Origin of the sequence: Sorangium sp. So ce887, from assembly GCF_051521455.1 — a bacterium.
Classification (GTDB): Bacteria; Myxococcota_A; Polyangia; order Polyangiales; family Polyangiaceae; genus Sorangium.
Map to the genome: position 1 here is coordinate 33456 of NZ_CP150354.1, position 25835 is coordinate 59290.

The window sequence follows — 25835 nt, forward strand, 5'->3', positions numbered from 1 at the left end:
CAGGTGTGGGGCGGATCGCAGCGTGAGGCACCTTGCGGAGGGGCGATCACGGCTCAGGTGCATTCTTCCGCAGTTCGACGATCCGGTGGGTGATCTCCGCGAACCCGCGGCCCATGGGATGGGAGGCCACGAACCGCGGCGGCACCGACAGCTTGCCGAGGTGGGCGCGCACGTTGGCCACGCCGAAGGTCAATGTAAATGCAGCGAAGGCGACGCCGTCGTTGCCGCTGTCGCCCACGAAGGCGTAGCGGGACCGGGCCCGGGTTGGATCCTCTCCGAACCGGGTCGAGAGCAGGTGTACGGCGCCCGTGGCCTTGTCGGCCGGGTCGCGGGTGAGGTGGAGGTGGACGCTCGAGACGAGCGTCCTCACCCCCCGCTCGCGCAGCACGGCGCGCATCTTCTGCACGTCCTCCGGCGGGACGCGCCGGTGCTCCCCGATGTCGATGGTAACGTCGGTCACCCTCTGGTCGTTGTCGTCCGCGAGCGCAGCCGCGGGAAAACGACGCACCATGTCATCGGCGAGCGTGACGAGCTCGGCCCGACGAGCCCGCCGCGTGTCGCGGTCCAGCGCGTCGAGCTTGACGACGCGGCCTGCGCCGGCGCTCGGGGCGAGCCCTTCTCCATGGCCGGCGATCGGACCGGCCTGCTCACGGACCAGCGCGACGGCTCCGTTCTCGACGATCGTCGCGTCGATCGGCCATTGCCGCTGGATCACCTCGCCCCATCCCGCGGGCCTGCCGGTGCAGGCGATCAATGCGAGCCCCGTCTCGCGCAGACGGAAGAGCGCACCGTAGGCGGCCTCGGTGAGGGCGCCGTGATCCAGCACGGTGTCGTCGAGGTCGAAGATCACCCCGGCGAGGCCGCGCGCGTCGTCGGGGGTCAGCAGGGAGAGAGGTTTCATCGGGCGATCGTCAGAGCGCGTCGATGCGCGCGATGAGGCTCTTCAGGTAGAGCCCCTCGGGGAAGGCCGCGGGGACGGGGTGGTCCCCCCCCTGGAAGTGCCGGTCGAACACCGCTGCCTGCATGCGGGCGTCGCGCGCGCCGAGCGCGAGCACCCGGGTGAGGTCGTCGAGGCTCACGGCGCTGGAGCAGGAGCAGAGCACGAGGATGCCGCCCGGTCGCGTGGCGCGGCACGCCCCGGCCGCGAGGCGCCGGTAGGCCGTGAGCGCGGCATCCTTGGACGCGCGCGTGCCTGCGAGCTTCGGCGGATCGCAGAGGACGAGGTCGAAGCCGCCCTGACTCGACGCGCTCTGCAGCGCCTTGCGGGCGTCGTCGCGCGTGAAGCTGATCCGGTCGAGCAGCCCGTTCTCCCGCGCGCACTCCGCCCCGACCTCGAGCGCCGTCGCGCTCTCGTCGATCGCGAGGACCTCGCTCGCCCCGCCGCGGGCCGCCGCCATCGCGAACGTGCCGACGAAGCAGAACGCATCGAGCACGCGCCGGTTGGGGGCGAGCTGCTCGACGCGGGTCCGCAGCGTCCGTTGATCCAGGTAGAACCCGGTCTTGTGGCCGAGCGCGAGCGGGATCGTGTACCGCAGCCCTCGCTCGACGAACCGCAGCCGATCGAGCCCGGGGTCGCCGCGCACCACGCCGCTGTCGGCGGTGAACCCCTCGAGCTTGGCGAGGGATTCCGGGGTCCTGTCCACGATCGCGCGCGGCGAGAGCGCGGCCTGGAGGGCGTCGAAGATCACCCCCTCGCGGCGCTTGACCCCGATCGTCCCGAGCTGCACGACCACGGTGTCGCCGAACAGATCGACGATCAGCCCGGGCAGTCCGTCCCCCTCCGCGTGGATCAGCCGGAAGGCGTCGGTCTCGTGGCCAGGCGCCCGGCCGGGCAGGCCGAGCTCGCGGCGGTGCGCGATGGCGCGCTCGATCCGGTGCCGGAACAGGGCCGCGTCGATCGGCCTGTCCTCGCGCGTGTACATGCGCACCGGGATGGCCGAGCGCGGGGTGTAGAGCCCGCGGCCGAGCACGCTGCCGTACGGATCGGTGACCACGACCTCGTCGCCGGCCACGGCGCCGCCCTCGATGCGCGCGACCGCCTGAGCGAACACCCAGGGATGCCCCGACCACACGGGCCGAACATGACCCTGCTTCAACGTAACCGTAGGCATGATGGAACCCGATTGTTCTCGATGTTGGCAGGGCTGCCGACGAGGGCGGCCGTGCCGTGACGTTTGCCGTGGGAGCTAGTACCCTGCGGGACGGCGCGCGTGTGAACCTTCCGCCACAGCGCGCCGTGGCGGCCGATGCACGCCGGCGTGCTTCGCGGCCATGGTGACGACAATTCAGCGAGATGGTCGATGGCATCCCGGTTGCTAACTTCCCTGCACCGAAGAGGAGTCGCCCGATGCGCCGTTGCTTGACCCATGCCCTTGTTGCGGTGGCGATGACCGCGCCGATGAGCGCGCTTGCGCAGGAGAACAGCAACTGTCCTCCTGGCGCGTGGTTCTGTGAGGAAGTGGAGCCGCCCGGCGATCCCGCCGCGGGGCCGCCTTCCGCCGCCCCTGCCGAGGCCCCCCCGGCCGAGGCGCTGCCCCCCCCATCGCCGCCCCCGCCGCCGGGGCGGCGTGCGACCCGTCCGGCTCCGCCGATCGTCGTCTACCAGACCTCGCCTCCGGGCCAGCCGCCGCAGGTCATCGTCGTGACGCCCGGGTCCGCTCCTCCGCCGCGTGTGATCGTGCGCCGCGTGACCCCGCCTGCTCCGCCTCCGCCGCCGAAGCTGCGCTGGCGGCGCCAGTGGGGCGTCAACTTCCGTATGCAGGGCCTCATGATGGGCCGCGAGCACGGCGGCGCGGAGGACGCCGGCATGGGCGGCGTCGGGATCAGCCTGCGTTACCGGCCCGTCCCCGCCTTCGCGCTCGACCTCGGCGCCGACATCCTCGCGGGTAACGACTACCACGGCTACAACCGGACCGAGGTGCCGCTCTCGCTGAGCGGGATGCTGTTCGTCAACCCGCGCAGCCGCACGCAGTTCTACTTCACGGGCGGCCTGAACATGTCGCACGCCGACGTCGAGCGACCCGTGAGCGAGGCGGCGGCCGGCGGCGAGGCGTACGTTCCGAACACCGAGTACGACTACTTCGGCGTGCAGGGCGGCATCGGCCTCGAGTTCCGGCTCTCCCCCCGCCTCGCGCTGAACATCGACGCGCTCGGCTTCGTGCGCGGTCGCACGGACGACGGTGTCGTTCCCGAGTTCAGGGATCCCGTGACCGGGCGAACGACGGACACGTCGGGCGGTGGGCTCTTCCGCGGTGGGCTCAGCGTCTACTGGTGAGCGTCTCGTCCTAGCCTCCTGTCCGCCCTGACCGTGCGGGGCTCGCCTCGGCTTCGATCTCCTCGGGGCTGCCTCCGCGGTCCGGGCTGCTCCGACGCGGTATAACGCCGCATCGTGCCCCAGGCCTCGACCCCACGCGCGCTTCACAGCCGCGCTCCGCTGCTCCTCTCCATCGCCGGCGGTGCGACGTTCGCCCTCACGGCCCCGCCGACGGATCTCTATCCTGCCGTCATCGCTGGCCTCGCCCTGCTGGCGGCCGCCGTCCACGACGCCCCGACGGTCTGGCGCGCTTTCGGGCGCGGCGCCGCCTGGGGAACGGCGGCGGGCATCGTGGGCCTGCGCTTCGTGCCGGAGGTCATCCAGCGCTTCACGCCGCTCGGCTCGGCGGCCTCGTACCTCGCGCTGGTCCTGCTCGCTGCCGCCCAGTCGCTCGTCTGGGCGGTTTGCGGTGGCATCACGAGCGTGCTCCTCCGGCGCCTGCGCGCCCCGCTCGAGCTCGCCTTCGCGGCCGGCGTGTTCGCCGCCGTGGTCCTCCCGACGGTCTTCGGGTGGACGCCGGCGGGCCTCATGAGCCCGTGGCCGGCGCTCGTGCAGCTCGCCGATCTCATCGGCGAGCGCGGCGTCTCGGTCCTGTTCGCCGTGGGGGCAGCTCTGCTGGCCCGTGCGGGGCTCGCGGCCTTCGGGGTGGCGCCGGGCGGGCGTCCGCTCGCGCGCGCGCCTGCGCCGGAGCCGCGGTCCGCCCGCCGTCGGCCGCCGCGCGCGATCCTCTACCCGGCGCTCTCGAGCGCCGCGCTCTTCGGGCTGCTCGCGGCTCACGGCGCGCTGCGGATGGCCGCGGTGGAGCGCGCCAGCGCGGGCCTGCCGACGGCGCGGGTCGCGCTCGTCAACCAGGCCGTGGGGCCTCACGAGCGCTGGCAGGCGAAGAACCACCCGCGGATCCTGCGGACCCTGCACGAGCTCACCCGGAAAGCCGAGGCCGGCGGCGCCGAGCTCACCCTCTGGCCCGAGGCGGCGTATCCCTACCCCCTCCCGCACAGCGCCCGACAGGCGCCGCGCGGCGGTCGCGCGATCCTCGGGCCGGGCGTCCGCGGTCCGGTCCTCGCCGGGCTCATCACCCATGCGCCGCCCGTGAAGGCCGCCGACGGCGTGGAGGAACGGAACAGCTACAACTCTGCCACCCTCGTGCTCCCTGACCGGACCATGCAGCCGACGCAGGACAAGCTGCAGCTGCTCTGGTTCGGCGAGACGGTCCCGGGCGGCGCCTACCTGCCCTGGCTGCGGCGCATCTTCCAGAAGAGCGGCGGGCTCGTCCCGGGCGCGGAGCCGCGCGCGCTCACGCTTCCCCGAGAGCAAGGGCCCGCGCTCCGGATCGGGGTGCTCAACTGTTACGAGGACACGCTCACCGGGGTGGCGCGGCGGATCACCGGGACGCTCACCCCGAACCTCCTCGTCAACATCACGAACGACGCCTGGTTCACCGGGAGCGCCGAGCCCGAGCTGCACGCGCGGCTCGCGGTCATGCGCGCCGTCGAGCTGCGCCGCGATCTCGTGCGCGCCGTGAACCTGGGCGTCGTGTCATGGATCGACGCCCGCGGCGTGGTGCGCAGCCGCGAGGAGAGCGCTGCGCCGGGGGTGACCTTCGCGACCCCGGCGGTCAGGGACACGCCCCTGACGCTCTACACCCGCCTGGGCGATGTCCCGCTGGCGTCGCTGCTCGCCCTCGCGATCATCGTGTGCGCGCTCAGGGCGCGACACTCCATGGCGAAGGTGTCGCCCGGAGCTCGGGGTATTGGCGCGGAAGCGCGCCCGCTCGCAGGAGCACCGGAGCTCGCGCCGCCGGATGCGGCCACGCAAGCTGCGGCCACCGACGTACCGCTCAGCCGTCCTTGAGCGCCTTCACGGGCGCCGCGCGGAGCTTGCGGCTCGCCGGCTTGCCCTTGATCGTCATCGGCTGCTTGGTGAACGGATTGATGCCTTCCCGGTCCTGCGTGGCCGGGATCTCCTTCGCCTTGATCTTCACGAGGCCGGGGACCGTGACCTCACCAGGCCCCTCCGGACCGAGCTCTTTCTTCACCAGCTCGCCGAGCGCATCGAGCACGCTGGCCACGGACTTCTTGTCAAGGTTGGTGGCCTCGGCAAGACCAACGATCATCTGCGCCTTGGTCAGCTTGTTCGAACCGGGCATGTTTCCTCCAAGTCGAAAGGGGGCGTCCGTTTAACAAGCGAGGTTTCGTATCGCAAGCGATAAGTCATTGCGCCCCCGTCTTATTCGGCCTCGCGACGCCGCTGCGGGGCCGGATTCCAGTGGAACTGCTGCCCCGTGACGCCGCGGCGGCCTCGAGCTCCCGGGTCAAGGCCGTCATCTCCCGCTCCTCCGCGTCGGTCTTGTGGTCGTAGCCGAGCAGGTGGAGCAGGCCGTGCCCGAGCAGCATCGTGATCTCGTCGAGCAGCGGACGGTCGCGCTCGGCGGCCTGACGGGTGGCCGTGTCGATCGAGACGATCACGTCGCCCAGCAGGCCGTGCCACACCGACGGATCCACAGGGCCTCGCCGGCCGCGCCGGCGTGACGTGGCTCCGTTCTGGTCGATCATGGGGAACGCGAGCACGTCGGTCGGCTTGTCCTTGCGCCGGTAATTGCGGTTCAGCTCGTGGATGGCCTCGTCGTTCACCAGGGCAACGGAGAGCTCCACGCCCTGCAGCGCGAGGTGGGCGAGCATCTTGCTCGCGCGCCGGCGTACGACCGCCGCCGACACCCCATGGAACGGCCCGCCCTGCGTCGTGATGGACACGACCGCGGGGGCCGCTGGGCGGCTCCCGCGTCGCTTCGTTCCCGCGCTCCCCTTGTCCTTCTCGGCCACGGGATCCGCTATACCAGCTCGGGGATCTTCTTCGCATCTGCCAAGAACTGCGCGAGCCCGACGTCGGTCAGCGGGTGCCTGGTCAGCTGCTTGATGACCTTGAGCGGCAGCGTCGCGGCGTGCGAGCCGATCATGGCGGCCTGCACGAAGTGGACGGGGTGCCGCACGCTCGCGGTGAGCACCTGCGTCGGTAAGCCGTAGTTCCTGTAGATGGTCACGACCTGCAGGACGAGGTCCATCCCGTCGCCCGCGGCGTCGTCGACCCGCCCGACGAACGGCGAGATGTACGTGGCCCCGGCCTTGGCCGCGAGCAGCGCCTGGGCGGCCGAGAAGCAGAGTGTGACGTTCGTCCTGACGCCCTCGGCGGCGAAGATCCGGACGGCCTTGAGCCCCTCGTCGATGAGCGGGACCTTGACCACCACGTTCGGGTGAATCCGGGCGAGCTCGCGACCCTCGCGGAGGATCGCGTCCTTCTCGACCGCCACCACCTCGGCCGAGACGGGGCCGTCGACCACCTCGCAGATCTCGGCGATCACCTGCCTCGTCGGCCTGCCGCCCTTGGCGAGGAGCGACGGGTTCGTGGTCACGCCGTCGATGACCCCCATCGACTGTGCTTCCCTGATTTCCGCGATGTCCCCTGAGTCGATGAACACCTTCATGGTCCTGCCTCCCCGAGCCGATGAATCGGCCCTCCGGCAGTGTTCATGCTGGCGTCAGGCGCAGGAGCAAGGGCCCGGCGGGGGCCCTTGCTGCCACGTCGCGGCTGTCGGGCGAGCGGCGCCGGCTCAGGCCGTCGCCTCGTCCTCGACGCCGTGGCACGTGTTGAACGGCTTGCCGCTGCCGCAGGGGCACTCCTGCTCCTGCATGACGGCGGGCTGCGGCAGCGCCGGCGCGGGGTTCGCGCCGATCGGGAGAGACTCGTCGTGCTGCGCGACCGCGTCGAGCAGCGCCGCCGCGTGGCGCTGGCGATCCGCCGCCTCGATCTGCGCCTCTTCCTGCTCGGCGCGCCGGACGTTCACGCTGAAGAGCTTCGTGACCACGTTCGAGGAGACGCGGGCCACCATGTTGACGAACATGTTGTAGCCCTCCTTCTTGTACTCCTGCTTCGGGTCCTTCTGCCCATAGCCGCGCAGGCCGATGCCGTCGCGGAGGTGGTCCATGTCGGTCAGGTGATCGACCCAGGCCTTGTCGAGCTCCTCCAGGTAGAGATGCCGGAAGATGCGCAGCGACAGCTCGACCCCGATCTCCTCCTCGCGCTTCTCGTAGGCCTTCTCGGCGCGCTCGTAGAGCTCGCGCGCCAGCGTCTCCTGATCGCCGATGTGCGAAACGTCGTCCGGCAGGTCGACGCCGACGTGCTCGCGGAAACCCTGGAAGATGCCGCCCCAGTCCCACTCCTCGGGCGGCTTGCGCGACGGGCACGACTCCTCGACCATCGCGCCGATGATCCGATCCATCAGATCGAGCAGGCGCTCCCGCTGCTCCGTGAGCGCCTGGGGCACGAGCGCGGCGCTCTCGTCGTAGATCTCGAGGACCTTGTCGGCGCGCGACTCGAGCTCGACCTTCACGCCCCAGCGCGTGTAGATCTCGCGCTGCAGGTTCTCGAGCTCGACGAACCGCTCCGTCTCCTCGAAGTCCTTTCGCACGATCTCACGGCGGTTGCCGTCCGCGTCGAGCGGCATCACTGGATCGTTCGCGAACATGCCAAGCAGGTAGCCGACGTCCGGCCGGACCAGCTCCACGATCGACGCGAGCGGCTTGATGGCCCGCTTCTCGCCAGTCGGCTTCCCCTCCTCGTCGAGGATCTCGGGATAGTAGCGGCCCACGAGCAGCGACTGGCGCATGTCGTAGATCGTCTTGCGCTGCGCGCTCATCACGTCGTCGTACTCGAGCAGGTTCTTGCGGATGTCGAAGTTGCGCTCCTCGACCTTCTTCTGCGCGTTCTCGACGCTCTTCGTCACCCAAGGGTGCTCGATGGGCTCGTCGTCGGGCATGCCCATCCGCTCCATCAGGTTCTTCACCCGATCCCCGGCGAAGATGCGCATGAGATCGTCCTCGAGGGACAGGTAGAACTTCGACGTTCCGGGATCGCCCTGGCGGCCGGCGCGGCCGCGCAGCTGGTTGTCGATGCGGCGCGACTCGTGCCGCTCGGTGCCCAGGATGTAGAGCCCGCCGATCTCGCGGATCTCGTTGCCCTCCGCGGTGCACTCCTTCCTGAGCTCCTCGACCAGCTCCTCGAACGCCTCGGGCTCCGCCTCGGCCTGGCGGTTCTGCTCCTTGAACTTGAGCTTCGCGAGCATCTCCGCGTTGCCGCCCAGGATGATGTCCGTCCCGCGCCCCGCCATGTTGGTCGACACCGTGATGGCCCCTTTGCGGCCCGCCTGCGCGACCACGTAGGCCTCGTTCTCGTGGTGCTTCGCGTTCAGCACGTTGTGCTTCACGCCCCGCTTCGTCAGGATCCGGCTGATCGCGGTGCTCTTCTCGACGCTCGTCGTGCCCACCAGGATCGGCTGGCCAAGCTCGTGCTTCTCGAGGATCTCGTTGATGACCGCCGTGAACTTCTCCTTCTCGGTCTTGTAGACGAGATCCTCGTAGTCGACGCGGACCACCGGCTTGTTCGTGGGGATGATGACGCAGTCGAGCTTGTACGTGCTGTGGAACTCCGCCGCTTCCGTGTCCGCGGTGCCGGTCATCCCGGAGAGCTTCTTGTACAGCCGGAAGAGGTTCTGGAAGGTGATCGTCGCCATCGTCCGGCTCTCCTCCTGGATCCGGACGTTCTCCTTCGCCTCGACGGCCTGGTGCAGGCCGTCCGACCACCGGCGACCCGCGAGGACGCGGCCGGTGAACTCATCGATGATGAGCACCTTGCCGTCGCGTACCATGTAGTTGACGTCGCGCTTGTAGAGCGTGTGCGCGCGCAGGCACTGGTTCAGGATGTGCAGCGTCTCGAGGTTCACCGGGTCATAGAGGTTCGTGCCCTTGAGCACCTTGAGCGCCGCGAGCAGCCGCTCCGCCGTCTCCACGCCCTCGTCGGTCAGCGTCACCGAGTGACCCTTCTCGTCGACGGCGTAGTGCTCCTCGTTCCGGAGCTGGGGGATGACCTCGTTGATCGAGCGGTACTTGTCGCTCGAGCGCTCCCCCTGGCCGCTGATGATGAGCGGAGTCCGCGCCTCGTCGATGAGAATGGAGTCGACCTCGTCGACGATCGCGTAGTGCAGCGGGCGCTGCGCGTACTCGAGCGCCGAGAACTTCATGTTGTCGCGCAGGTAATCGAAGCCGAACTCGTTGTTCTGGCCGTACGTGATGTCACAGCGGTATGCGTCGCGCTTCTCCGCGTCGCCCTGCTGATTGACGACCACGCCCGTCGACAGGCCGAGGAAGCCATAGAGCTTGCCCATCCACTCGGCGTCGCGCCGCGCCAGGTAATCGTTCACCGTGACGACGTGGACGCCCTTGCCCTCGAGGGCGTTCAGATAGCAGGGGAGCGTCGCGACCAGCGTCTTGCCCTCGCCGGTGCGCATCTCGGCGATGCTGCCGTTGTGGAGCACCATCCCGCCGATGAGCTGCACGTCGTAATGGCGCATCTTGAGCGCGCGCTTCGACGCCTCGCGGCAGACCGCGAACGCCGGGACCAGGATGTCATCCAGCGTCGCCCCGTTGGAGAGCTTCTCCTTGAACTCCGCTGTCTTTGCCCGAAGCTCGGCGTCCGAGAGCTTCTGCAGCTCCGGCTCCATCCTGCCGATCGCCTCGGCGCGGGGTCGCAAGCGGCGGATGGCACGCTCGTGCGAGGTGCCGAAAATCTTCTTCATCGCCCAAGTGAACATCTTACGTGCCTTGGCTCCGCGGCGGTCAGGTGGGAGGAAAGGGTCCGGCCGAGGAACGCGAACGTAGTCGCGCCGCGGGCGTCGCGCAATTCCTGGACCGCGCGCTCCGTCGACGACACCGCCGAGGCGATCCGCCCGAGGCTCCGCGGCCCGGGCGCTGCCCGGCCTCCGCCTCCGCCGTCGGACACGCGCTCCGGCGCATGCTCGCTCCCGCACGCCCAGCGGGCCGCGTCCACGCACCGGCCGACCACGCCCGCGCACCGGCGACCACGCTCGGCCCGAGCCGCCCCGGGAAACGACGGGGCACGTCGCGCCGCAGGGAGGTCGAGTCCTCCAGGATTTAAGCCGTGGTGCACGAGGGGGGACTCGAACCCCCAAGCCTCGCGGCGCCGGAACCTAAACCCGGTGCGTATACCAATTCCGCCACTCGTGCGCGCGCACGCTTGTGGCACCCCACGCCAGCCTCATCAAGCGGGAAAATGAGTTTGCTGCGCTGCGCCGATCGCGTCAGGGCGGAGGTGCACGAGCGGCCCGGACGGGAGGCCCCGGCCCGGGAAGCCGAGCCTGGAGCAACGGGCGGATCGGCGGACAGCACCGTCCTGGAGGGGTCGCAAACCTGGGCTGGCCCGTGCGCACGAACCGCGCACCGGCGGTCGGGGACGCGGTGGGCAAGCCGACAGCATGGGGGGGCGCTCTTCGCCGGGGCGGAGAAGCCTTGCGGAGGGAGCGCGAAATGGGCACAGCGCCGGCCCCGGGATCGACGGGGCGGCCTCACCGGCGGCGTCGCTCGAAAGGGCCGCGTTGACGCCGAGAACCAGGGCCGACGAGGGTCGGGCGACGGCGGCGCCACGCTGTCGGCACGTGCGTTGCGAAGAGGGAGGACCGTCCGCGGACGCGGATGCTGCCGCTGAACGGTGGGGCGCGCGCGCGTCGCCGTCCCCGTCGATGCGGCGCAATTCGACTGCAAGCCGCAGGGAACCCCGATGACGTACCAACCGAACGTTCTCCTCTTGGATCAGGACCATGTCCTCCGGAGGGCCACGGCGCTCCTCCTGGGCAACCGCGGTGCCCTCGTCAGCCCGGCCGCAACGCTGGAGGAGGCGATCTCCCTCTCCCGCGAGCGCGTCTACGACGTCGCGCTGATCGATCTCGCTCCCGGGACCCAGGGCGCCCGGGAGATCCTGGGCCGCCTGCGGCGCGAGGGCACGATGCCGCGGCGGGTCGTCTTCTGCGCCGACGAGCCGGTCTCGTGCGACGGAGCGGACGACGTGAGCGAGGTCCTCCTCAAGCCGTACGCCTTCGGCCGGCTGCTCAGCACGATCTTCGTCGATCTCAGCCCCCGGCCATCCACGAGGTCCGGGGTCTTTCCTCGCCTCCGGCTGGTCCGCGGCGAGCTCGACAATCCAGAGCGGAGCGGACCGGGTGAGCGAGGCGCGTGCGCCCCCGACCGGGCCGCCCCCGGTGCGGTAGACCGCCCGACCGAGCCGCGCGGCGGCGACGTCGTCGAGGCGAGCGGCGCCGCCGTCGTCCGGCTCCAGCGCAGGACGCGCAGCGGTCCGTCGGGGCGCACGCTCAGGTCGCCGCGGCGCGCGCCGCGAGGTGCGCGCCATCCCGGATGACGATCCGCCGCCGGTCGAACGAGATCAGGCCGGCGCGCCCGCGAGCGCGCTCTCGCCCGCGAGTTCGCCGGGCCCGCGGTGCCCGAGCGGGACGACCCGCCCGTCGGCGACGCGCTCGGCCTTCACGCGGCTCGAGATCCTGCGAGGCGTCGCCGCGCTCGCTCTCGATCCCCAGCGCAGGTCAGCGCACCTTCGGCTGTCCCATCGCGCCATCGCCTAATTTTTCGGGATTTCAAGCCTCCCGATCGGGAGCCGATGGTGCAACGATCCGTTGGCGGGGGCCAATTCTAACAGACCGAGGATCACACTCCGGGTAGGGCGGAGAAATCCGCCATGGTGGAGCCTGATACCGCGTTCAGCAGTACAGGATGCAGGCCCTGCGCTATTTTTTGGTGCAGACGTGAAAGCAAGACCCGGGCCGCTGCCCCGTTCGATGCTACGTTGGGGGTGAGGCCACCAATGAAACACTCGATGGCACGAACCTCGCGCAATGCCCCGGCCCCCGTTCGGCGGGTGGCGCAGGCGGCGAACTGAGAGAAGGAGCTCCTCATGGGCATGGAGATGAAGCTCCAGTTCAAGCTGTCCCAGCAGCTTGTGATGACCCCGCAGCTGGTGCAGGCCATCCGGCTGCTCCAGCTCTCGCGGCTCGAGCTGGTCGACGAGATCAGGAAGGAGCTGGACGGCAACCCGGTCCTCGCCGACGACATGACCGACCCGAAGGCGCGGGACGGGGAGAAGGGGGATCAGAGGGGGAGGAACGCCGACCTGCCGACAGAGCAGCGGCTCGAGAACGGCGAGCGGTTCGACCGCGACACCGACATCGCGGCGCGCGAGACGGAAAAGCGGGTCAAGGAGGTCGACTGGGAGCAATTCCTGGAAAACCGCCAGCTGCAGCAGGCCATGCCCGCGCACCGGGGCGGCTTCGACGAGCTGCCGCCGATCGACCAGAACCTGACGAAGCCGTCGAACCTGCGCGACCACCTGCTCTGGCAGCTCCAGATGAGCGATTTCGTCGAGAACGAGCGGCAGTTCGCCCTGCTCGTCATCGGCAACATCGACGAGAAGGGATACCTCGACCTCAAGGGGGGAGAACGTCCCGACGGCACGAAGGGCCCTGACATGAGCCTCGCCGACCTGGCGCGGGAGGCGGAGCTGCACCCCGAGGACGCCGAGGAGGTGCTGGCGATGATCCAGCGCTTCGATCCGGTCGGGGTCGCGGCGCGCGATCTGTCGGAGTGCCTGCGGGTGCAGGCCGAGGTGCTCGGCTTCGACGCGATCGAGATGGCCATCATCAAGGACCACCTCCACAACGTGGAGCGGCGCAACTTCCCCGCGATCTCCAAGGCGCTGAAGATCCCGCTGGAGGAGGTCTACGACGCGGTCCAGGAGATCCAGAAGCTGGAGAGCGTGCCGGCGCGCAACTTCGCCGAGGTCGACGAGAAGACGATCGCCATCACCCCGGACGTGTACGTCATCAAGGACGGCTCTCAGTTCGTCGTCACCGACAACGACAAGGGGCTCCAGCGGCTCTACATCAACGAGAACCTCGCCCAGCGGATGCTCAAGGACCCGAAGGCGAAGGAGTTCATCAGCGAGAAGCTCCGGAGCGCGCAGTGGCTGATCCGCGCCATCGAGCAGCGGCGGCGCACGATCATCAAGGTGACCGAGTGCATCGTCGAGAAGCAGCGCGAGTTCCTGGAGCGCGGCGTGGGCTACCTGAAGCCGATGATCCTGCGGGACGTCGCCGAGTCGGTGGGCATGCACGAGTCGACCATCTCCCGCGTGACGTCGAACAAGTACGTGCACACGCCCCAGGGGCTCTTCGAGCTCAAGTACTTCTTCAACTCGTCGATCCACAGGGTGGCTGACGAGGACATCGCCTCGGAGAGCGTCAAGCAGGCGATCAAGAAGATCATCGCGGCCGAGGACAAGTCGAATCCCTACAGCGACCAGGCGATCGTCAAGATCCTCGAGGAGACGGACGGCATCAAGATCGCCCGCCGCACCGTGGCCAAGTACCGCGAGATGCTCGGCATCCTGAGCTCGTCGAAGCGCAAGAAGATGTTCTGAACGGCGCCGGACGCGCCCGCTCGACCCCCGTTCCGGCCCCCCCCTTTCCCGGCCTCCTGCCATGCCCGCCGAACCGATCACGGCCGCCCAGCTCTTCGAGCGCTTCTTCGCGCCGCACTACCCGCCCGACGCGCTCGCCGACCTCGCGGCCATGCGCTCCACCGACGCAAACCCGGCTGGAAACCCGTCGATCCTGGCCCAGATCGAGCACGCGGCGGAGGTGTTCGCCCGGCTCGCGCCCGGGGCGTTCGACGTGCCCGACCTCGGGCTCGATTTCTCCGATGCGTCGGTCCACCGGCTGGGCGCGGCGCTGACGCGCGAGCGGCGCGACGCCTGGCTCTCGCCGGCAGGAGGAGCGGGCGGTGCGGGGATGCGCGGCACGTCGACAGCGAGCGGGGCCGGAGAGCCGTCCATGCTGGTCACGCTCGTGACGCACGGGGCGCTCTATGTCGGCGCGTGCGTCGTCAAGAACCACGGGGGGAAATGGCAGGTCCGGAGGCCGCTGTGGGAGTCGCTGGTCCGGCTCGAGTCGAGCGCAGGGACCGGCGATCTCGCGCTCTTCCAGTGGTGGCTCAAGGCGCTCAGCGACGAGGAGATCGACCGCGGCAGGCTCGTGGATCGCTACCGCATCCACGTGGAGGTGCCGACGTTCGACGCGGAGCGGCTGCCGGTCATCGCGGCGGGCGACCGGCGGATCCCGAGGCTCGCGAAGGTGCGTTACGACACGCTCTACAAGCACCTCCGCGCGCACCTGCCGGAGCTCAGGTCGGTGGGGGAGGACTTCCCGTCCCCGGAGCGCTTCGAGGAGATGGCCTTCAAGAGCATGGAGTTCGCGCTGCTCGGCGGCGGGCGGATGCTCCTCATGCACGGGGCGACCGCGGAGGGGGTGCACCTGTTCTGGCTCGACGCGAACGGCTTCGCGAAATCCGCGTACTACCCGGCCGACAGCTTCCCCGCCCACGTGGTCCAGGTCGAGGGCCAGAAAATCCGGGTGATCGTGCCCGTCCGCGGCGAGACCCAGGCGCACGAGATGCTCTGGTGGGGGGCGTAGCCGGCCGCGTCGCCGTGCGCCGCCCGACGGCGCGCGCGCGCCGGGCTGACCGGCGCGCGTCCCGGGAGTAGGCTCGCCCCGTGCTGTCGCCCGACGTCCGCTTCGAGGGGTTCACCGCGACCGACTGGATCCGCGTGCTGTCGTTGTTCCGGCCCAGACGCACGAGCGTCGACGAGGCCGAACGGCCGCGCGGCGGCGTCGTCGCGGTCCGCGCGGGCGGCAAGCTCAGGAAGCTCGTGCACACCGACGCCGGCCGGCTCCGGATCGACGACGCGCAGCGCGCGGCCACGCTCTCCGCGGAGGAGCTCGCCGCGTCCCATCACGCGAGCTGGGCCGCCGTGATCGAGGCGGGCGCCCTCGAGGCGATCGTGGAGCGGTTCGGGGCGCGGGTGCGGCGCGGCGACGACCTCATCGCCCAGACGCTCCTCCTGCTGCAGCTCGCGCGCGAAGAGCTCCTCGTCGGGACGATCGATCTCTGGCCGGCGCGGCTGCACGGCGTGCCGATCCCGTCGCCGGGCGTCGTGCGGGGCACGCTGGAGTCGCTCGCCGGGGTCGGCAAGACGATGGTGATCGGCCTGTTCGAGGGCGGGGAGCTCTGGACGAGCGTGGCGCTGCGCCGCGACGCGCGCGGGATCAGCCTGATCCTCGGGCCGGACGAGGTGCGGGAGGACATGGGGCTGCTCGCCGGCGACTGGCGCCGCGACTACCGGCACCTGTCGCGCGCGATCGAGGAGCGGGCAGGGGAGCTGTCGCTCGGCTGCTTCGCCGAGGCGGAGACCATCCGGAAGCTCGAGGTCGATCCGAGCCCGGGCGCCTGGGCCCGGGCGGTCGCGGTGCGCGACGTGATCCTCGCGCCGGTGCCGGCGGCGCTCGCCATCCCGCTCGGGATCGACGCGGGGCGCGCGGCGCTCAGCGCCCTCCGCGCGATCGCGGAGCGGATCGATCCGATGGGGATCGTGGGGCCCGCGATGCGGGCGGTGCTCGAGCGGGCCGGGACCGACAGCGAGATGGCCGCGATGCTGCCGTTCCACCCGCTGGAGCTGCTCCGCAAGCTCATCAGCCGCGAGCGCTGACCCGGCCGCACGTCGCCGCGGCCGCGCGCGCGTCGCCCCGATGGAAGCATCAGGGGTGCGCGGTGCTCGAGTCGCCGCCCTGGACCGCCGGGGCGAGCTGGAAGCGGCGCTCCTCGCACGCGTACGCGGTGGGGGTCAGCTCGATGACGGTGTGCAGCGGGATCGGCAGCGTCGGACACGAGGGCGCGGGGCGATCCACGAGATAGGCGTAGAGCGCGCGCAGCACCGCCTGGTGGCCGATCACGAGCACGGGCGAGCGCTGGCGCTCGAGCTGGATGATCAGCGGGTCGAGGCGCTGGATGACGTCCTCGTACGACTCGCCGCGAGGGTAGCGGTAGCGGAACTTGTCGGCCGCGCGCGCGTGGAAGACCTCGGGCATCTGCTGGCGGATCTCCTCGTAGGTCATGCCCTCGCAGACGCCCGCGTCGATCTCGTCGAGGGCGCGCCACGCGACGTGGTTCTGCGTCATCGGGCGCGCGGTCTGGATCGTGCGGCGCAGGGTGCTCGTCCAGACGTTGACGTGCTCTTCGCCGGAGCGCTCGCGGATGAAGCCGGCGAGGTTCTTCGCGTACTCGTCGCCGCGCCCGCTGAGATCCGAGTCGCCGCCGAGCAGGCCCTTCTCGTTGAACACGCTCTCGCCGTGGCGGGTCAGCCAGATCGGGTGCGGCGTGAGGTGCATGTTCATCAAGAGCGGGACGAGGCGCGCCGGCAGGTAGCCGTGGATGCGGTTCAGCACGACCTGGCGGCCGACGTCGATGATCTTGATGTAGCTCTTCTCGGGCTCGCCGAGCGGCTCGTACGCGCGGGCGTAGTGCGCGATGCGCGCGCGGAAGTCGCGCAGCGCCGCCTCCGGATCGACGCCCTGGTAGTCGGGCGAGCGGAGCTTCGTCTCGCGGACGTTGGTCTCGATGATCGACTCGTCGTTGCAGATCGACTCGATGAAGACGACCGGGAAGCCGTGCGCCTGGCAGCGCTCCATCACGAGGTTCCGGCGGGCGCGGGTGCTGTTCGTGGCGTCGTAGATCGCCACCTCGCCGCCGGAGCTGAGCCAGCCGATGAGGTCGTCGAGCGCCGTCATCGCCATGCCGAGCAGCGCCTGGCGGCCCTCGGAGTTGTCGGGGTCGAAGAACTGGTGCGGCTGCGCGGTGCCGAGGTGCGCCCGGCGGTAGTTGCCCACGTTGAAGAGCCGCGTGGGGTGGCCGAGCCACGAGAGATACCGCGCGATCTTGCGGGCGATGGATGTCTTTCCCCGCGCGGGCAGGCCCACCATGGCGAGGACGATCGGCGACGAGTCGCGCGCGAGCGAGACCATGGGGAGCGTTCTAGCCGATGACGGTACGGCCGGCGACGACGACGGAAAGCAACCGGCCGCTTCGCTGTCCGTCGCGCCGGTACGAGAAGAAGCGGGCGGGGTCACACGCGGTGCACCCCGGGACGTCCTCGACCGAGGTTGCGTCGAGGCCAGACTCGGCGAGCTGAGCCTTGAGGATGCGCCGGACGTCCGCATGCGGGCGCGCGCCGGGGGCGCGGCGGACGATGGCGGCGTCGCCGGCGCTGGAGCAGGCGGCGAGATCGGCGGCGACGTCGTCGCCGATCTCGAAGCAGCAGGCCTCGATGTGCGGACCGATCGCCGCGACGAGATCCGCGCCGGGGCCGGCGAGCGCCCTGAGCGCGCGGGCCGCCTCGACCACGACCCGGAGGACGGTGCCGCGCCAGCCGCTGTGGACCGCGGCGACGGCGCCGCTCCGGCGATCGGCGAGGAGGATGGGGGCACAGTCGGCGCTGCGAACGCCGCAGCCGACGCCGGGCACGCGTGCGAGGGTAACGTCGCCAACCTCACGGACGACGTCGTCACGATCCTCGGCTCCGGTGAGCACCCGCGCCGCCACGCCGTGGACCTGGCTGAGGTAATAGAGCCGCGCCGCCGGGATGCCGAGGCGCCGCGCGGCGCGCTCCAGGTTCTCGCGGACGGCGGCGGGGTCGTCGCCGAGCGCCACGGCGAAGCTCAGGGTGTCCCACGGGGGGGCGCTGGCGCCGCCGCGCCGGGTGAAAAAGGCGTGCGAGAAGCCGGCGGAGGCGAGGAGCGGGCTCTCGAGCGCCTCGGCCGCCCCGGGGACGTCGATTTTTGCGGTCATTTGGGGCGCCACGAACGATCGGATGCGTCGGCTGCTTCGGTCATAGACGATACGGGTGGGTTGCGTGGTATTTTCCCGCTCCACGCATGGCCGCCGGTCCGGACCCGAATATCGGTCGAGATCTGCTCGGGGGGCAGTTCCAGATTCTTCAGAAGATCGGCTCCGGCGGCATGGGGTCGGTCTACAAGGCCACACAGCCGGCGATGAACCGGATGGTGGCGGTGAAGATCCTCCACCCGAAGCTCGCGAACCGAAAAGATCTTGTCTCTCGCTTCCGCCGCGAGGCGCGGGCGATGAGCCACCTCACCCACCCGAACACGGTCAAGGTGCTGCTCTACGGCGAGCTCGAGGACGGCTCGCTGTACATCGTGATGGAGTACCTGGAGGGCAAGAACCTGAACCAGGTGGTCCGCAAGGACGGGCCGCTGACCGTCGAGCGCGCGATCCCGATCCTCATCCAGGTCTGCGGCGCCCTGCAGGAGGCGCACATCCAGGGGATCGTGCACCGCGATCTCAAGCCCGAGAACATCTTCCTGTCGACCAACGGCGGGCTGAAGGACTACCCGAAGGTGCTCGACTTCGGCCTCGCGAAGGTGACGGAGCGCGAGCTCCGGCCGGGGTCGGTGATGCTCACGCAGGAGGGCATGGTCTTCGGGACGCCGGAGTTCATGTCGCCCGAGCAGGCGCAGGGCAAGGTGCTCGACGCGCGCAGCGACATCTACTCGCTCGCGACCATCCTGTACGAGGTGCTCACGGGCAAGCTGCCGTTCGAGGCGCGGACGCCCATGGAGTACATCCAGCACCACGTGACCAGGAATCCGATCCCGCTCGACGAGCGCGTGGCCGGGAAGCACTTCCCGCCGGGGCTCGGGGTGGTGCTCGGCAAGGCGCTCGAGAAGCGGCCCGAGGATCGGTTCGAGTCGGCCGCGGAGTTCGCCGACGCGCTCAAGCCGTTCGCAGGCGGCGCGGGCAAGGGCTACACGGCGATGATGCCGAAGAAGGCGAACCCGGCGCTCGAGCAGGCGGCAAAACAGCACGCCGCCGCGCTCCAGGCGAGCAGGCCGCCCGGGTCGTCGCCGTTCAAGTCGCCTGCGAAGACGGTGAAGATGGCCCAGCAGCCGCAGGCGCCCGCCGCCAAGCCCGCGCCCCTCGCCAAGGCGCCGGCGGCCAGGGCGGAGGCGAAGCCGCTGCTCCTCGTCGGTATCGCAGCGGGGTGCCTGATCGCCGGCATCCTGATCACCATCGTGGCGATGCGGCTGTTCCAGGGCTGAGCCTCCGCGGCTGCGCCCTGGATCGAGGCGAGCCTCCACGGGCGTGCTAGCGTCGCCGCTCCGGCGCGCCGGGCGCGCTGGATGCGCATCGCCTGCGCCAGCGTTCACGGGGACGTCGTCATGGCCTCGGAGCAATCAGGGAACCCAGGAGGAAACGAGAACGATCCGGCCAGGAGGGCCGATTCGCCGCGGCGGGCGTCGGAGCCGCCGGTGCGGCGGGCGTCGGAGCCGGCGCGGCGGGCGTCGGAGCCGCCGGTGCGGCAGGCGTCGGAGCCGCCGGCGCGGAGGTCCGGACCGCCAGGGCGAGGGAGCGAGCCGCCGCAGCGGATCAGCGCGGCGGCGCGGCCGGTGAGCGCGCCGCACCTCGATGTCCCGTCGCGCCCGTCCCGCCCGCCACCCCCGCCGGACGACGCGGCCGCACAGGAGCGGAGCGCCAGGATCGCCACCTGGGCGAAGCGCATCGGGATCGCGCTCGCGGCGCTGCTCGTCCTCGCCGCCGCCGCCGTCGTGCTCGTGGTCCGACATTACGAGGCGGATCTCCCCTCGACCCGCGAGCTCAAGGACTACCGGCCCCCGCAGGTGACGCGCATCCTCGCGCGCGACGGGACGCGGCTCGGCGAGCTCTTCACCGAGCGGCGCACCGTCGTGCGCATCGGCGAGATCCCGAACCAGGTGAAGCTGGCCACGCTCGCCGCCGAGGACGCGGGCTTCTACGAGCACGCCGGGCTGAACTACCTCGGCATGCTCCGCGCCCTCGCGGTGAACCTCCGCTCGACCCAGACCCGGCAGGGGGCGAGCACGATCACGCAGCAGGTCGTGAAGAACGTCCTGCTCACGCCGGACCGGACCTACAAGCGCAAGGCGCGCGAGATCATCCTGGCCCGCAGGATCGAGCAGGAGCTCACGAAGGACGAGATCCTGGAGCTCTACCTCAACAAGATCTACTTCGGTCACGGCCGCTACGGGGTCGAGGAGGCGAGCCGCTACTACTTCGGGAAGAGCGTGCGCGACGTGACGCTCGCCGAGGCCGCGCTGCTCGTCGCCGTCGTGAAGGGGCCGTCGGTGTACTCGCCCCGGGCGAACCTCGAGCGCGCCGTGGGGCGGCGCGACTTCGTGCTCGACCAGATGCAACGCAAGGGCTTCGCGGACGAGATCCAGGTCGAGCAGGCAAAGCGGGAGCCGGTGGTGCTCGCCATCGAGACCGAGTCGCTCGCCGAGCTCGCGCCCGAGGTGGTCAGCGAGGCGCAGCGCGTGCTGCGCGAGGTCGTCGGGCCCGCCGCGCAGCAGGGCGGCTACACGATCACGACCACGATCGATCCGGCGCTGCAGGCGGCGGCGCGCGCGGCCGTCCGCAAGAACCTCGACGCCTACGCGAAGCGGCACAAGCTGTTCGGCCCGCTCGCGCGGACCAAGAAGGAGCCGCCGCCCTTCGAGGGGACACCGGCCGGCCACAAGGTCTTCCGGGGGATCGTGACCGGCGCCGACGACGCCCGAGGGACGCTCTCGGTGCGCGTGGGCACGCTGGAAGGCACGGTCGCGCTCCGCGGCGCGCAGCGGTACAACCCGAACGGGCTCGTGGCGAGCAAGTTCGCCGACGTCGACAAGGTGGTGCGCGTCAGCCTGATCGGCCCCGCGCCGGAGCCGGTCGTCGAGGCGGTCGCGCCGGGACAGGAAGAGGACGAGGACGCCGCCGGCGAGGCGAAGCGCGCCGCGCCCGCAGGCAACCCGGCGAAGCCCGCGGCCCCGGTGCCGCTGCGGCTCGAGCTCGGACCCGAGGGGGCGCTCGTCGCCGTCGACGTGCGGACGCGCGAGATCGTCGCCCTCGTCGGCAGCTACGAGGCGGTGCGCGGCGGGCTCGACCGCGCGACGTTCGCGCGGCGGCAGCCCGGGTCGACGTTCAAGGCGCTCGTCTACGGCTACGGGATCCACGCGCGCACGCTGACGCCGTCGACGATCCTCGAGACGACCCCGCTGTCCATCGTCGATTACAAGCCGCAGAACCACGACGAGAGCGAGGGGAAGTCGCCTGCGCGGCTCCGCGAGGCGGTGGCGCACAGCGTGAACGTCGCCGCGGTGTCGGCGCTGTCGCGCGTCGGCGCCTCGAACGTGGTCGCCTTCGCCGGCGCGCTCGGCATCCAGTCGAAGCTCGGCGCGGACCTGTCGCTCGCGCTCGGCGCGTACGAGGTCACGCCGCGCGAGATGGCGGCCGCGTACGCGAGCATCGCCGCGGGCGGCGTCTACGAGCAGCCGGTCCTGATCACGAAGATCGTCGGGCCGGGCGGGGCGGAGATCCCGCTGCCGCCGCGCCCGCCGGCGCACCGCGTGATGGACGAGTCGGAGGCCTACGTGCTCACGAGCCTGCTGACGTCCGTCGTGCAGAGCGGGACCGGCAAGCAGGCGCGCGCGCTCGGGCGGCCGATCGCCGGCAAGACGGGGACGACGAACCAGTCGAAGGACACCTGGTTCGTCGGCTACTCGACCGACATCGCGTGCGCGGTGTGGACCGGCTACGACGACGCGGCGCCGCTCGGCAAGGGCGAGGCAGGCGCGACGTCGGCGCTGCCGGCGTTCGTGGATTTCATGAAGCAGGCGCACGGGAAGCGCCCGGTGGCCGACTTCCCGGTGCCGAACGGCGTCGTGCGCGTGAAGATCGATCCGCTGACGGGCCTCCTCGCGCGCGAGGGGCAGGAAGACGCCATCGAGGAGGTGTTCGTCGCCGGGACGGAGCCGGCCGACGAGGCGCCGGTCCCCGAGGCGGACGCGGGCGCGGAGGGCGCCGGCGGCGGAGCGCCGGAGGAGCTGCAGGGCGTCGTGCCGGCGCCAGGCGAGGGGCCGCGGCCGACAGAGCCGGGGACGGCGCCGGGGCCGATCGAGCCGGAGCACGCGCCGGAGCCAGGGCCGCTGCCGGCCGGCGACACGGCGCCGCCGCCGTTCTGAGCGACGCGCGGCGCGTGAGCGCCCCGGATCGGCTCGAGCGACGGAGCGCCGGAGCGCCCGGAGAGCTCCTTCTTCTCCCGGCGCACCGGCCGCGGTCGCCGCTCTACCCGGCGCCCGGCGTCGCCGTCCCTGTCGGGATCGAGCCGCTGGCGCCCGCGCCGGCCTCGGGGAACGGGCCCGTGACGGCCAGCGTGAGCCCGTCTTCCTGCAGGTTCACGAAGAGCGCCTTGCCGTCGGGCGAGAAGCACACGCCGGCGAGCTCGCTCAGGCTCCGCGCGTTGCGCGCGAAGTCGAAGATCTCCCCGTCCTCCGTCACGCCTCGAAGATAGTTCCCCCGGCTGCCGTCTTCCGCCAGGAAGAGCTCTCCCCAGGGAGCAAGCGTGATGTTGTCGGGCGCGTCCAGATCCTCCGTGTCGGTCGCGTGGGCGATGACCTGGAGCGTGCCGCCGTCCTCCGCAGGGACCAGCTGGAAGATCTGCCCAGCGCCGGCCGGGCCGCCGCTCGTCGCGCAGAGGTACACGACACCTTGCGAGAGGCAGATGCCTTCCCCGCGCCGGAAGACGGCGGCCCCCTTGGCCTGGGCGTCCTTCCGGACCGTGTCGTCCCGCGGATCGGGATCGTCGATATCGACCCAAGCGATCTCGCGTGGCTCCCCCAGCGCCCAGCCCGACGCATCGACCTTGCGGGCCCCGACGACGGCGAGCGCCTGGAGCTGGCCCTTGAACGGAGCGGCGGGGTCCGTCGGCTTGAAGCGGTAGAAGCAGCCGTCCGCCCGATCCTCGGTCAGGTAAGCGATGTTCGTCGCGGGGTCGACGACCGCCGCTTCGTGGAAGAAGCGGCCATAGCCGGTCAGGCGCTGCGGCGGCGCCACCCTGGACGCGTTCGCGGCGCACACGAAGACATAGCCGTGGCGAGCGTCGACGTTCTCCTCGCAGGTGAGCCAGCCCCAGGGGCTCACGCCGCCCGCGCAGTTCCGGTTCGTGCCTGCGAGCACGAGATTGCTCGAGCGGCGCTCGAACGTCGCGGCGTCGAGCACGAGCCTCGTGACGCCGCCCATGCTCGCCGCGTCGTACGCCTCGGCCGGCGCATTCTGGCCGGCTCGGTACGGTCCGATGTTCCTGTCCGCCGGCCCATTCTCGTGATTTCTGAGCAGAATCAACGTGTTATCTGGCCCGGGAAAGCACCCCATTCCATCCGGACGACCGGGCACCCGGTAACCGTCTTCCATGTCGCCGCCGGCGCGCTCGAGGATCCGGTAGGCGAAGCCCGCGGGGAGGTCGAGGATGCCCGCTCGATCGGGCACGAGAGGCCCGAACCGGCCGGCCGCCTTCTTGGCCGTCCTCCGCGCGAAGACCAGGGAGAACGGCAGGGCCAACGCCGCGGCTGCAGCCCCGCCGATGCGCAAGAAGGATCGCCTCGGGACGCGTCGCTTCATGAACAGGATCTACGTCGAACGGCCACCGCGCGAAAGCCGTCGAGCGGGCGCGCCACGAGGCCGCCGCCGCGGTGATGCACACGACGAACGCCGGCCCGCGCGCGTTGACGGTTCGAGTTTGCGGCGGCGCTCGTCAGGACGCGCGCCGCCGCGCGGCGTCACCCCACCTGGCTTCCGTCAGGAACGGGGCGGACCTGGATCTTCGAGGACACTCGGCCCACGAACCGCCGCAGGATCTGCTTCGCGCCGATCGCGCCACCCGCGCCCACCGCGAAGACGAGCGGCGCCGCAGCGCCGCCGGTGATCGCGACGAGACCCGCCGCGAGCAGCACGCCGGCGCCGGTGGCCACCGCGCCCGTCGAGGCCTCCTGGGCCGCGTGCGTGATCGCTTCCCTCTTCGTCATCTTGCCGCGCTGGTAGGCCGTGACCCCCTCGTACGCGCCGAAGGCGCCGTCGATGACGAACCCGATCCCGGCCGCCTTGCCCGCGCCCTTCAGGACCTCCCGGCCCGCGGTCTTCATCACCTCGCGGGCCAGCGTCCTGGCGACCGCAGCCGACGCGCCGTCGGCGAGCGCCGCCTGGCCCACCTGCCGCGCCGCCTGCTGCGCGACGAGCGCGCCCGCCTGCTTCCCGCCCTGATCCACGACGATCTTCGCCGTCGCCTGCGCCCCCAGCGAGAGCCCAGGCGCGAACACGTCCACGACCGCCGTGGTGTTCTCGACCATCGCGCGCCGCAGGCCCTCCCGCGCGCCCTCGTCGAGCAGCCCCTTGCCCGCCGCCGAGAACAGCGCCTCTGCCGCCCCGCGGACGGCGACCGCGCCGCTCCCTGCCACCGAACCAAGGATCTTGTTTCGCCGTGAGCTCATCTCGACCTCGCCGTCTGCCTGCGCGCGCCCGTGCCTCGTCAAGGGGTAGCGCCCCAGGGCGGAAAGACAAGCTCAGCGCCGCGCGCTCTCACGTCGCGGTGCGACGAGATCCGTCCCAGCGCGCGCCTGCGACGATGCGACGAAGCGCTCGACCGACGGCGAGCAGAGGCCGTCGTCGCCGGCGCGCAGATCGATCTGCGCCGCCCCGGTCGTGCGCTCGTCGTGGCTCGCAGCGCTGGCTCAGGCGCTCGCCGCCGGCGTGAAGACGACGCGCATACAGCCATCCTGCTTCTTCTTGAAGAGCTGGTATCCGCGAGGACCCTCCTCGAGGCTCATCGGGTGCGTCACGAGGAACGACGGATCGATCTCGCCGCGCTCGAGGTGCTCGAGCAGGCGCGGGATGTAGCGCTGGCCGTGCTGCTGCCCCATCCGGAAGACCAGGCCCTTGTTCATGGCCGCGCCCATCGGGAACTTGTCGATGAGGCCGCCATAAACGCCGACGATCGATACCGTGCCTCCCTTGCGGCACGCCATGATCGCCTCGCGCAGCACGAACGGGCGATCGGTCTCGAGCCGCATCGCCTGCTTGGCGCGGTCGTAGGCGTACTCGAGGCCGCGTCCGTGCGCCTCCATCCCGACCGCGTCGATGCACGCGTCGGGGCCGCGGCCGCCCGTCATGTCGCGGAGCGCCTCGCGGACGTCCACCTCATCGTAATTGAGCACCTCGGCGCGGCCGCGCTCGCTGGCCAGCCGGAGGCGCTCGGGGAGCCTGTCGATCGCGATGACCCGCTCCGCTCCGAGCAGGTAGGCGCTGAGGATCGCCATCTGTCCCACGCCGCCGGCCCCCCAGATCGCGATCACGTCGCCGGGGCGGATCCCGCACATGTCCGCGGCCATGTAGCCCGTCGGCAAGGCGTCGGCCGCGAACACCGCGCGGTCGTCGGGGACCGCCTCCGGGACCTTGAAGGCGCCCTGATCGGCGAACGGGACGCGGACATACTCGGCGTGACTGCCGGCTATGCCGCCAAAGGCATGGCTGTAACCGAAGATGGCGGCGGTCGTGTCGCCAAATGCCTTGTCGAGCACGGCGTGGCTCGGATTCGAGTTGTCGCAGAGCGACCAGAGCTCGTGCTCGCAATAGAAGCAATGCCCGCAGCCGACGATCGAGCAGACGACGACGCGGTCGCCCTTCTTCAGCTTGCTCACGTCAGGGCCGACATCGACGACCTCGCCGACGAACTCGTGCCCCAGGATGTCCCCCTTCTTCATCGTGGGCACAAACCCGTCGATCAGGTGCAGATCCGAGCCGCATACGGACGACATCCGGACGCGGACGATGGCGTCGTGCGGGGCGAGGATCCGCGGATCCGACACCGTCTCGACGCGGAGATCGTTCACACCATTCCAGCAGAGCGCGCGCATGGA

19 protein-coding genes and 1 tRNA gene are annotated in these 25835 nt (G+C 70.9%); 8 read left to right on the forward strand and 12 right to left on the reverse strand.

From position 1 onward, the window contains the following. Nucleotides 1-46: 46 nt before the first annotated feature. Both WMF36_RS00115 and WMF36_RS00120 read right to left on the reverse strand, forming a co-directional pair. On the reverse strand, nt 47-901 hold the full coding sequence (locus WMF36_RS00115) for an HAD hydrolase family protein (RefSeq protein WP_437577513.1): 855 nt from the start codon (nt 899-901) through the stop codon (nt 47-49). Between the two features lie 10 nt (nt 902-911). Further along, nucleotides 912-2111 (reverse strand): class I SAM-dependent rRNA methyltransferase, encoded by a 1200-nt coding sequence (locus WMF36_RS00120; protein ID WP_437577514.1) that lies wholly within the window; start codon nt 2109-2111, stop codon nt 912-914. Between the two features lie 236 nt (nt 2112-2347). Between WMF36_RS00120 and WMF36_RS00125 the strand changes: the two genes are divergently transcribed. Both WMF36_RS00125 and lnt read left to right on the forward strand, forming a co-directional pair. After that, nucleotides 2348-3274, forward strand: coding sequence for a hypothetical protein (locus WMF36_RS00125; RefSeq protein ID WP_437577515.1), 927 nt, complete (start codon nt 2348-2350; stop codon nt 3272-3274). 114 nt (nt 3275-3388) lie between these two features. Further along, entirely contained in the window at nt 3389-5164 is a 1776-nt protein-coding gene (lnt, locus tag WMF36_RS00130) for an apolipoprotein N-acyltransferase (protein ID WP_437577516.1), read from the forward strand. Here the strand turns inward: lnt and WMF36_RS00135 are convergent. The 5 genes from WMF36_RS00135 to WMF36_RS00155 form a co-directional block, all read right to left on the reverse strand. Beyond that, entirely contained in the window at nt 5151-5459 is a 309-nt protein-coding gene (locus WMF36_RS00135; protein WP_104976744.1) for an HU family DNA-binding protein, read from the reverse strand. The two genes, lnt and WMF36_RS00135, sit on opposite strands and share 14 nt — an antisense overlap. Nucleotides 5460-5523: 64 nt before the next feature. Then, nucleotides 5524-6132: an rRNA maturation RNase YbeY gene (gene ybeY / locus WMF36_RS00140; RefSeq protein WP_437577517.1), complete on the reverse strand. Its 609-nt coding sequence runs from the start codon at nt 6130-6132 to the stop codon at nt 5524-5526. An 8-nt stretch (nt 6133-6140) separates the two neighbouring features. Then, a complete protein-coding gene (gene fsa, locus WMF36_RS00145) occupies nt 6141-6791 on the reverse strand; it encodes a fructose-6-phosphate aldolase (protein ID WP_437577518.1) in 651 nt (216 codons plus the stop codon). A 126-nt stretch (nt 6792-6917) separates the two neighbouring features. Next, a complete protein-coding gene (gene secA, locus WMF36_RS00150) occupies nt 6918-9953 on the reverse strand; it encodes a preprotein translocase subunit SecA (RefSeq protein WP_437577519.1) in 3036 nt (1011 codons plus the stop codon). Nucleotides 9954-10301: 348 nt separating this feature from the next. Continuing rightward, nucleotides 10302-10386, reverse strand: a tRNA-Leu gene (locus WMF36_RS00155). Between the two features lie 550 nt (nt 10387-10936). Here WMF36_RS00155 and WMF36_RS00160 point away from each other — a divergent pair. From WMF36_RS00160 to WMF36_RS00175, 4 genes are all read left to right on the forward strand, one after another. Beyond that, complete coding sequence (locus WMF36_RS00160) at nt 10937-11572, forward strand: response regulator (protein ID WP_437577520.1); 636 nt, start codon at nt 10937-10939, stop codon at nt 11570-11572. A 549-nt stretch (nt 11573-12121) separates the two neighbouring features. Further along, on the forward strand, nt 12122-13642 hold the full coding sequence (gene rpoN, locus WMF36_RS00165; protein ID WP_437577521.1) for an RNA polymerase factor sigma-54: 1521 nt from the start codon (nt 12122-12124) through the stop codon (nt 13640-13642). A 61-nt stretch (nt 13643-13703) separates the two neighbouring features. Then, nucleotides 13704-14693 (forward strand): hypothetical protein, encoded by a 990-nt coding sequence (locus WMF36_RS00170; protein WP_437577522.1) that lies wholly within the window; start codon nt 13704-13706, stop codon nt 14691-14693. Nucleotides 14694-14773: 80 nt separating this feature from the next. After that, on the forward strand, nt 14774-15766 hold the full coding sequence (locus WMF36_RS00175) for a hypothetical protein (RefSeq protein ID WP_437577523.1): 993 nt from the start codon (nt 14774-14776) through the stop codon (nt 15764-15766). Nucleotides 15767-15815: 49 nt separating this feature from the next. Here the strand turns inward: WMF36_RS00175 and WMF36_RS00180 are convergent, their stop codons facing one another. Together WMF36_RS00180 and pgeF are read right to left on the reverse strand one after the other, a co-directional pair. Next, complete coding sequence (locus WMF36_RS00180) at nt 15816-17078, reverse strand: bifunctional nucleoside/nucleotide kinase/histidine phosphatase family protein (protein WP_437577524.1); 1263 nt, start codon at nt 17076-17078, stop codon at nt 15816-15818. 10 nt (nt 17079-17088) lie between these two features. Further along, a complete protein-coding gene (gene pgeF, locus WMF36_RS00185; protein WP_437577525.1) occupies nt 17089-17901 on the reverse strand; it encodes a peptidoglycan editing factor PgeF in 813 nt (270 codons plus the stop codon). A gap of 86 nt (nt 17902-17987) precedes the next feature. On the opposite strand from pgeF, the gene WMF36_RS00190 reads away from it, so the two are divergent. Together WMF36_RS00190 and WMF36_RS00195 are read left to right on the forward strand one after the other, a co-directional pair. Next, a complete protein-coding gene (locus WMF36_RS00190; protein ID WP_437577526.1) occupies nt 17988-19172 on the forward strand; it encodes a serine/threonine-protein kinase in 1185 nt (394 codons plus the stop codon). A gap of 120 nt (nt 19173-19292) precedes the next feature. Continuing rightward, entirely contained in the window at nt 19293-22109 is a 2817-nt protein-coding gene (locus WMF36_RS00195) for a PBP1A family penicillin-binding protein (RefSeq protein WP_437577527.1), read from the forward strand. 103 nt (nt 22110-22212) lie between these two features. Here WMF36_RS00195 and WMF36_RS00200 read toward each other — a convergent pair whose 3' ends face one another. The 3 genes from WMF36_RS00200 to WMF36_RS00210 form a co-directional block, all read right to left on the reverse strand. After that, nucleotides 22213-23544 carry an alkaline phosphatase PhoX gene (locus WMF36_RS00200; protein ID WP_437577528.1) on the reverse strand — a complete coding sequence of 444 codons (1332 nt, stop codon included), beginning with the start codon at nt 23542-23544 and terminating at the stop codon, nt 22213-22215. A gap of 158 nt (nt 23545-23702) precedes the next feature. Continuing rightward, a complete protein-coding gene (locus WMF36_RS00205) occupies nt 23703-24410 on the reverse strand; it encodes a hypothetical protein (RefSeq protein WP_437577529.1) in 708 nt (235 codons plus the stop codon). Between the two features lie 240 nt (nt 24411-24650). After that, a complete protein-coding gene (locus WMF36_RS00210) occupies nt 24651-25832 on the reverse strand; it encodes a zinc-dependent alcohol dehydrogenase (RefSeq protein WP_437577530.1) in 1182 nt (393 codons plus the stop codon). Nucleotides 25833-25835: the final 3 nt, after the last annotated feature.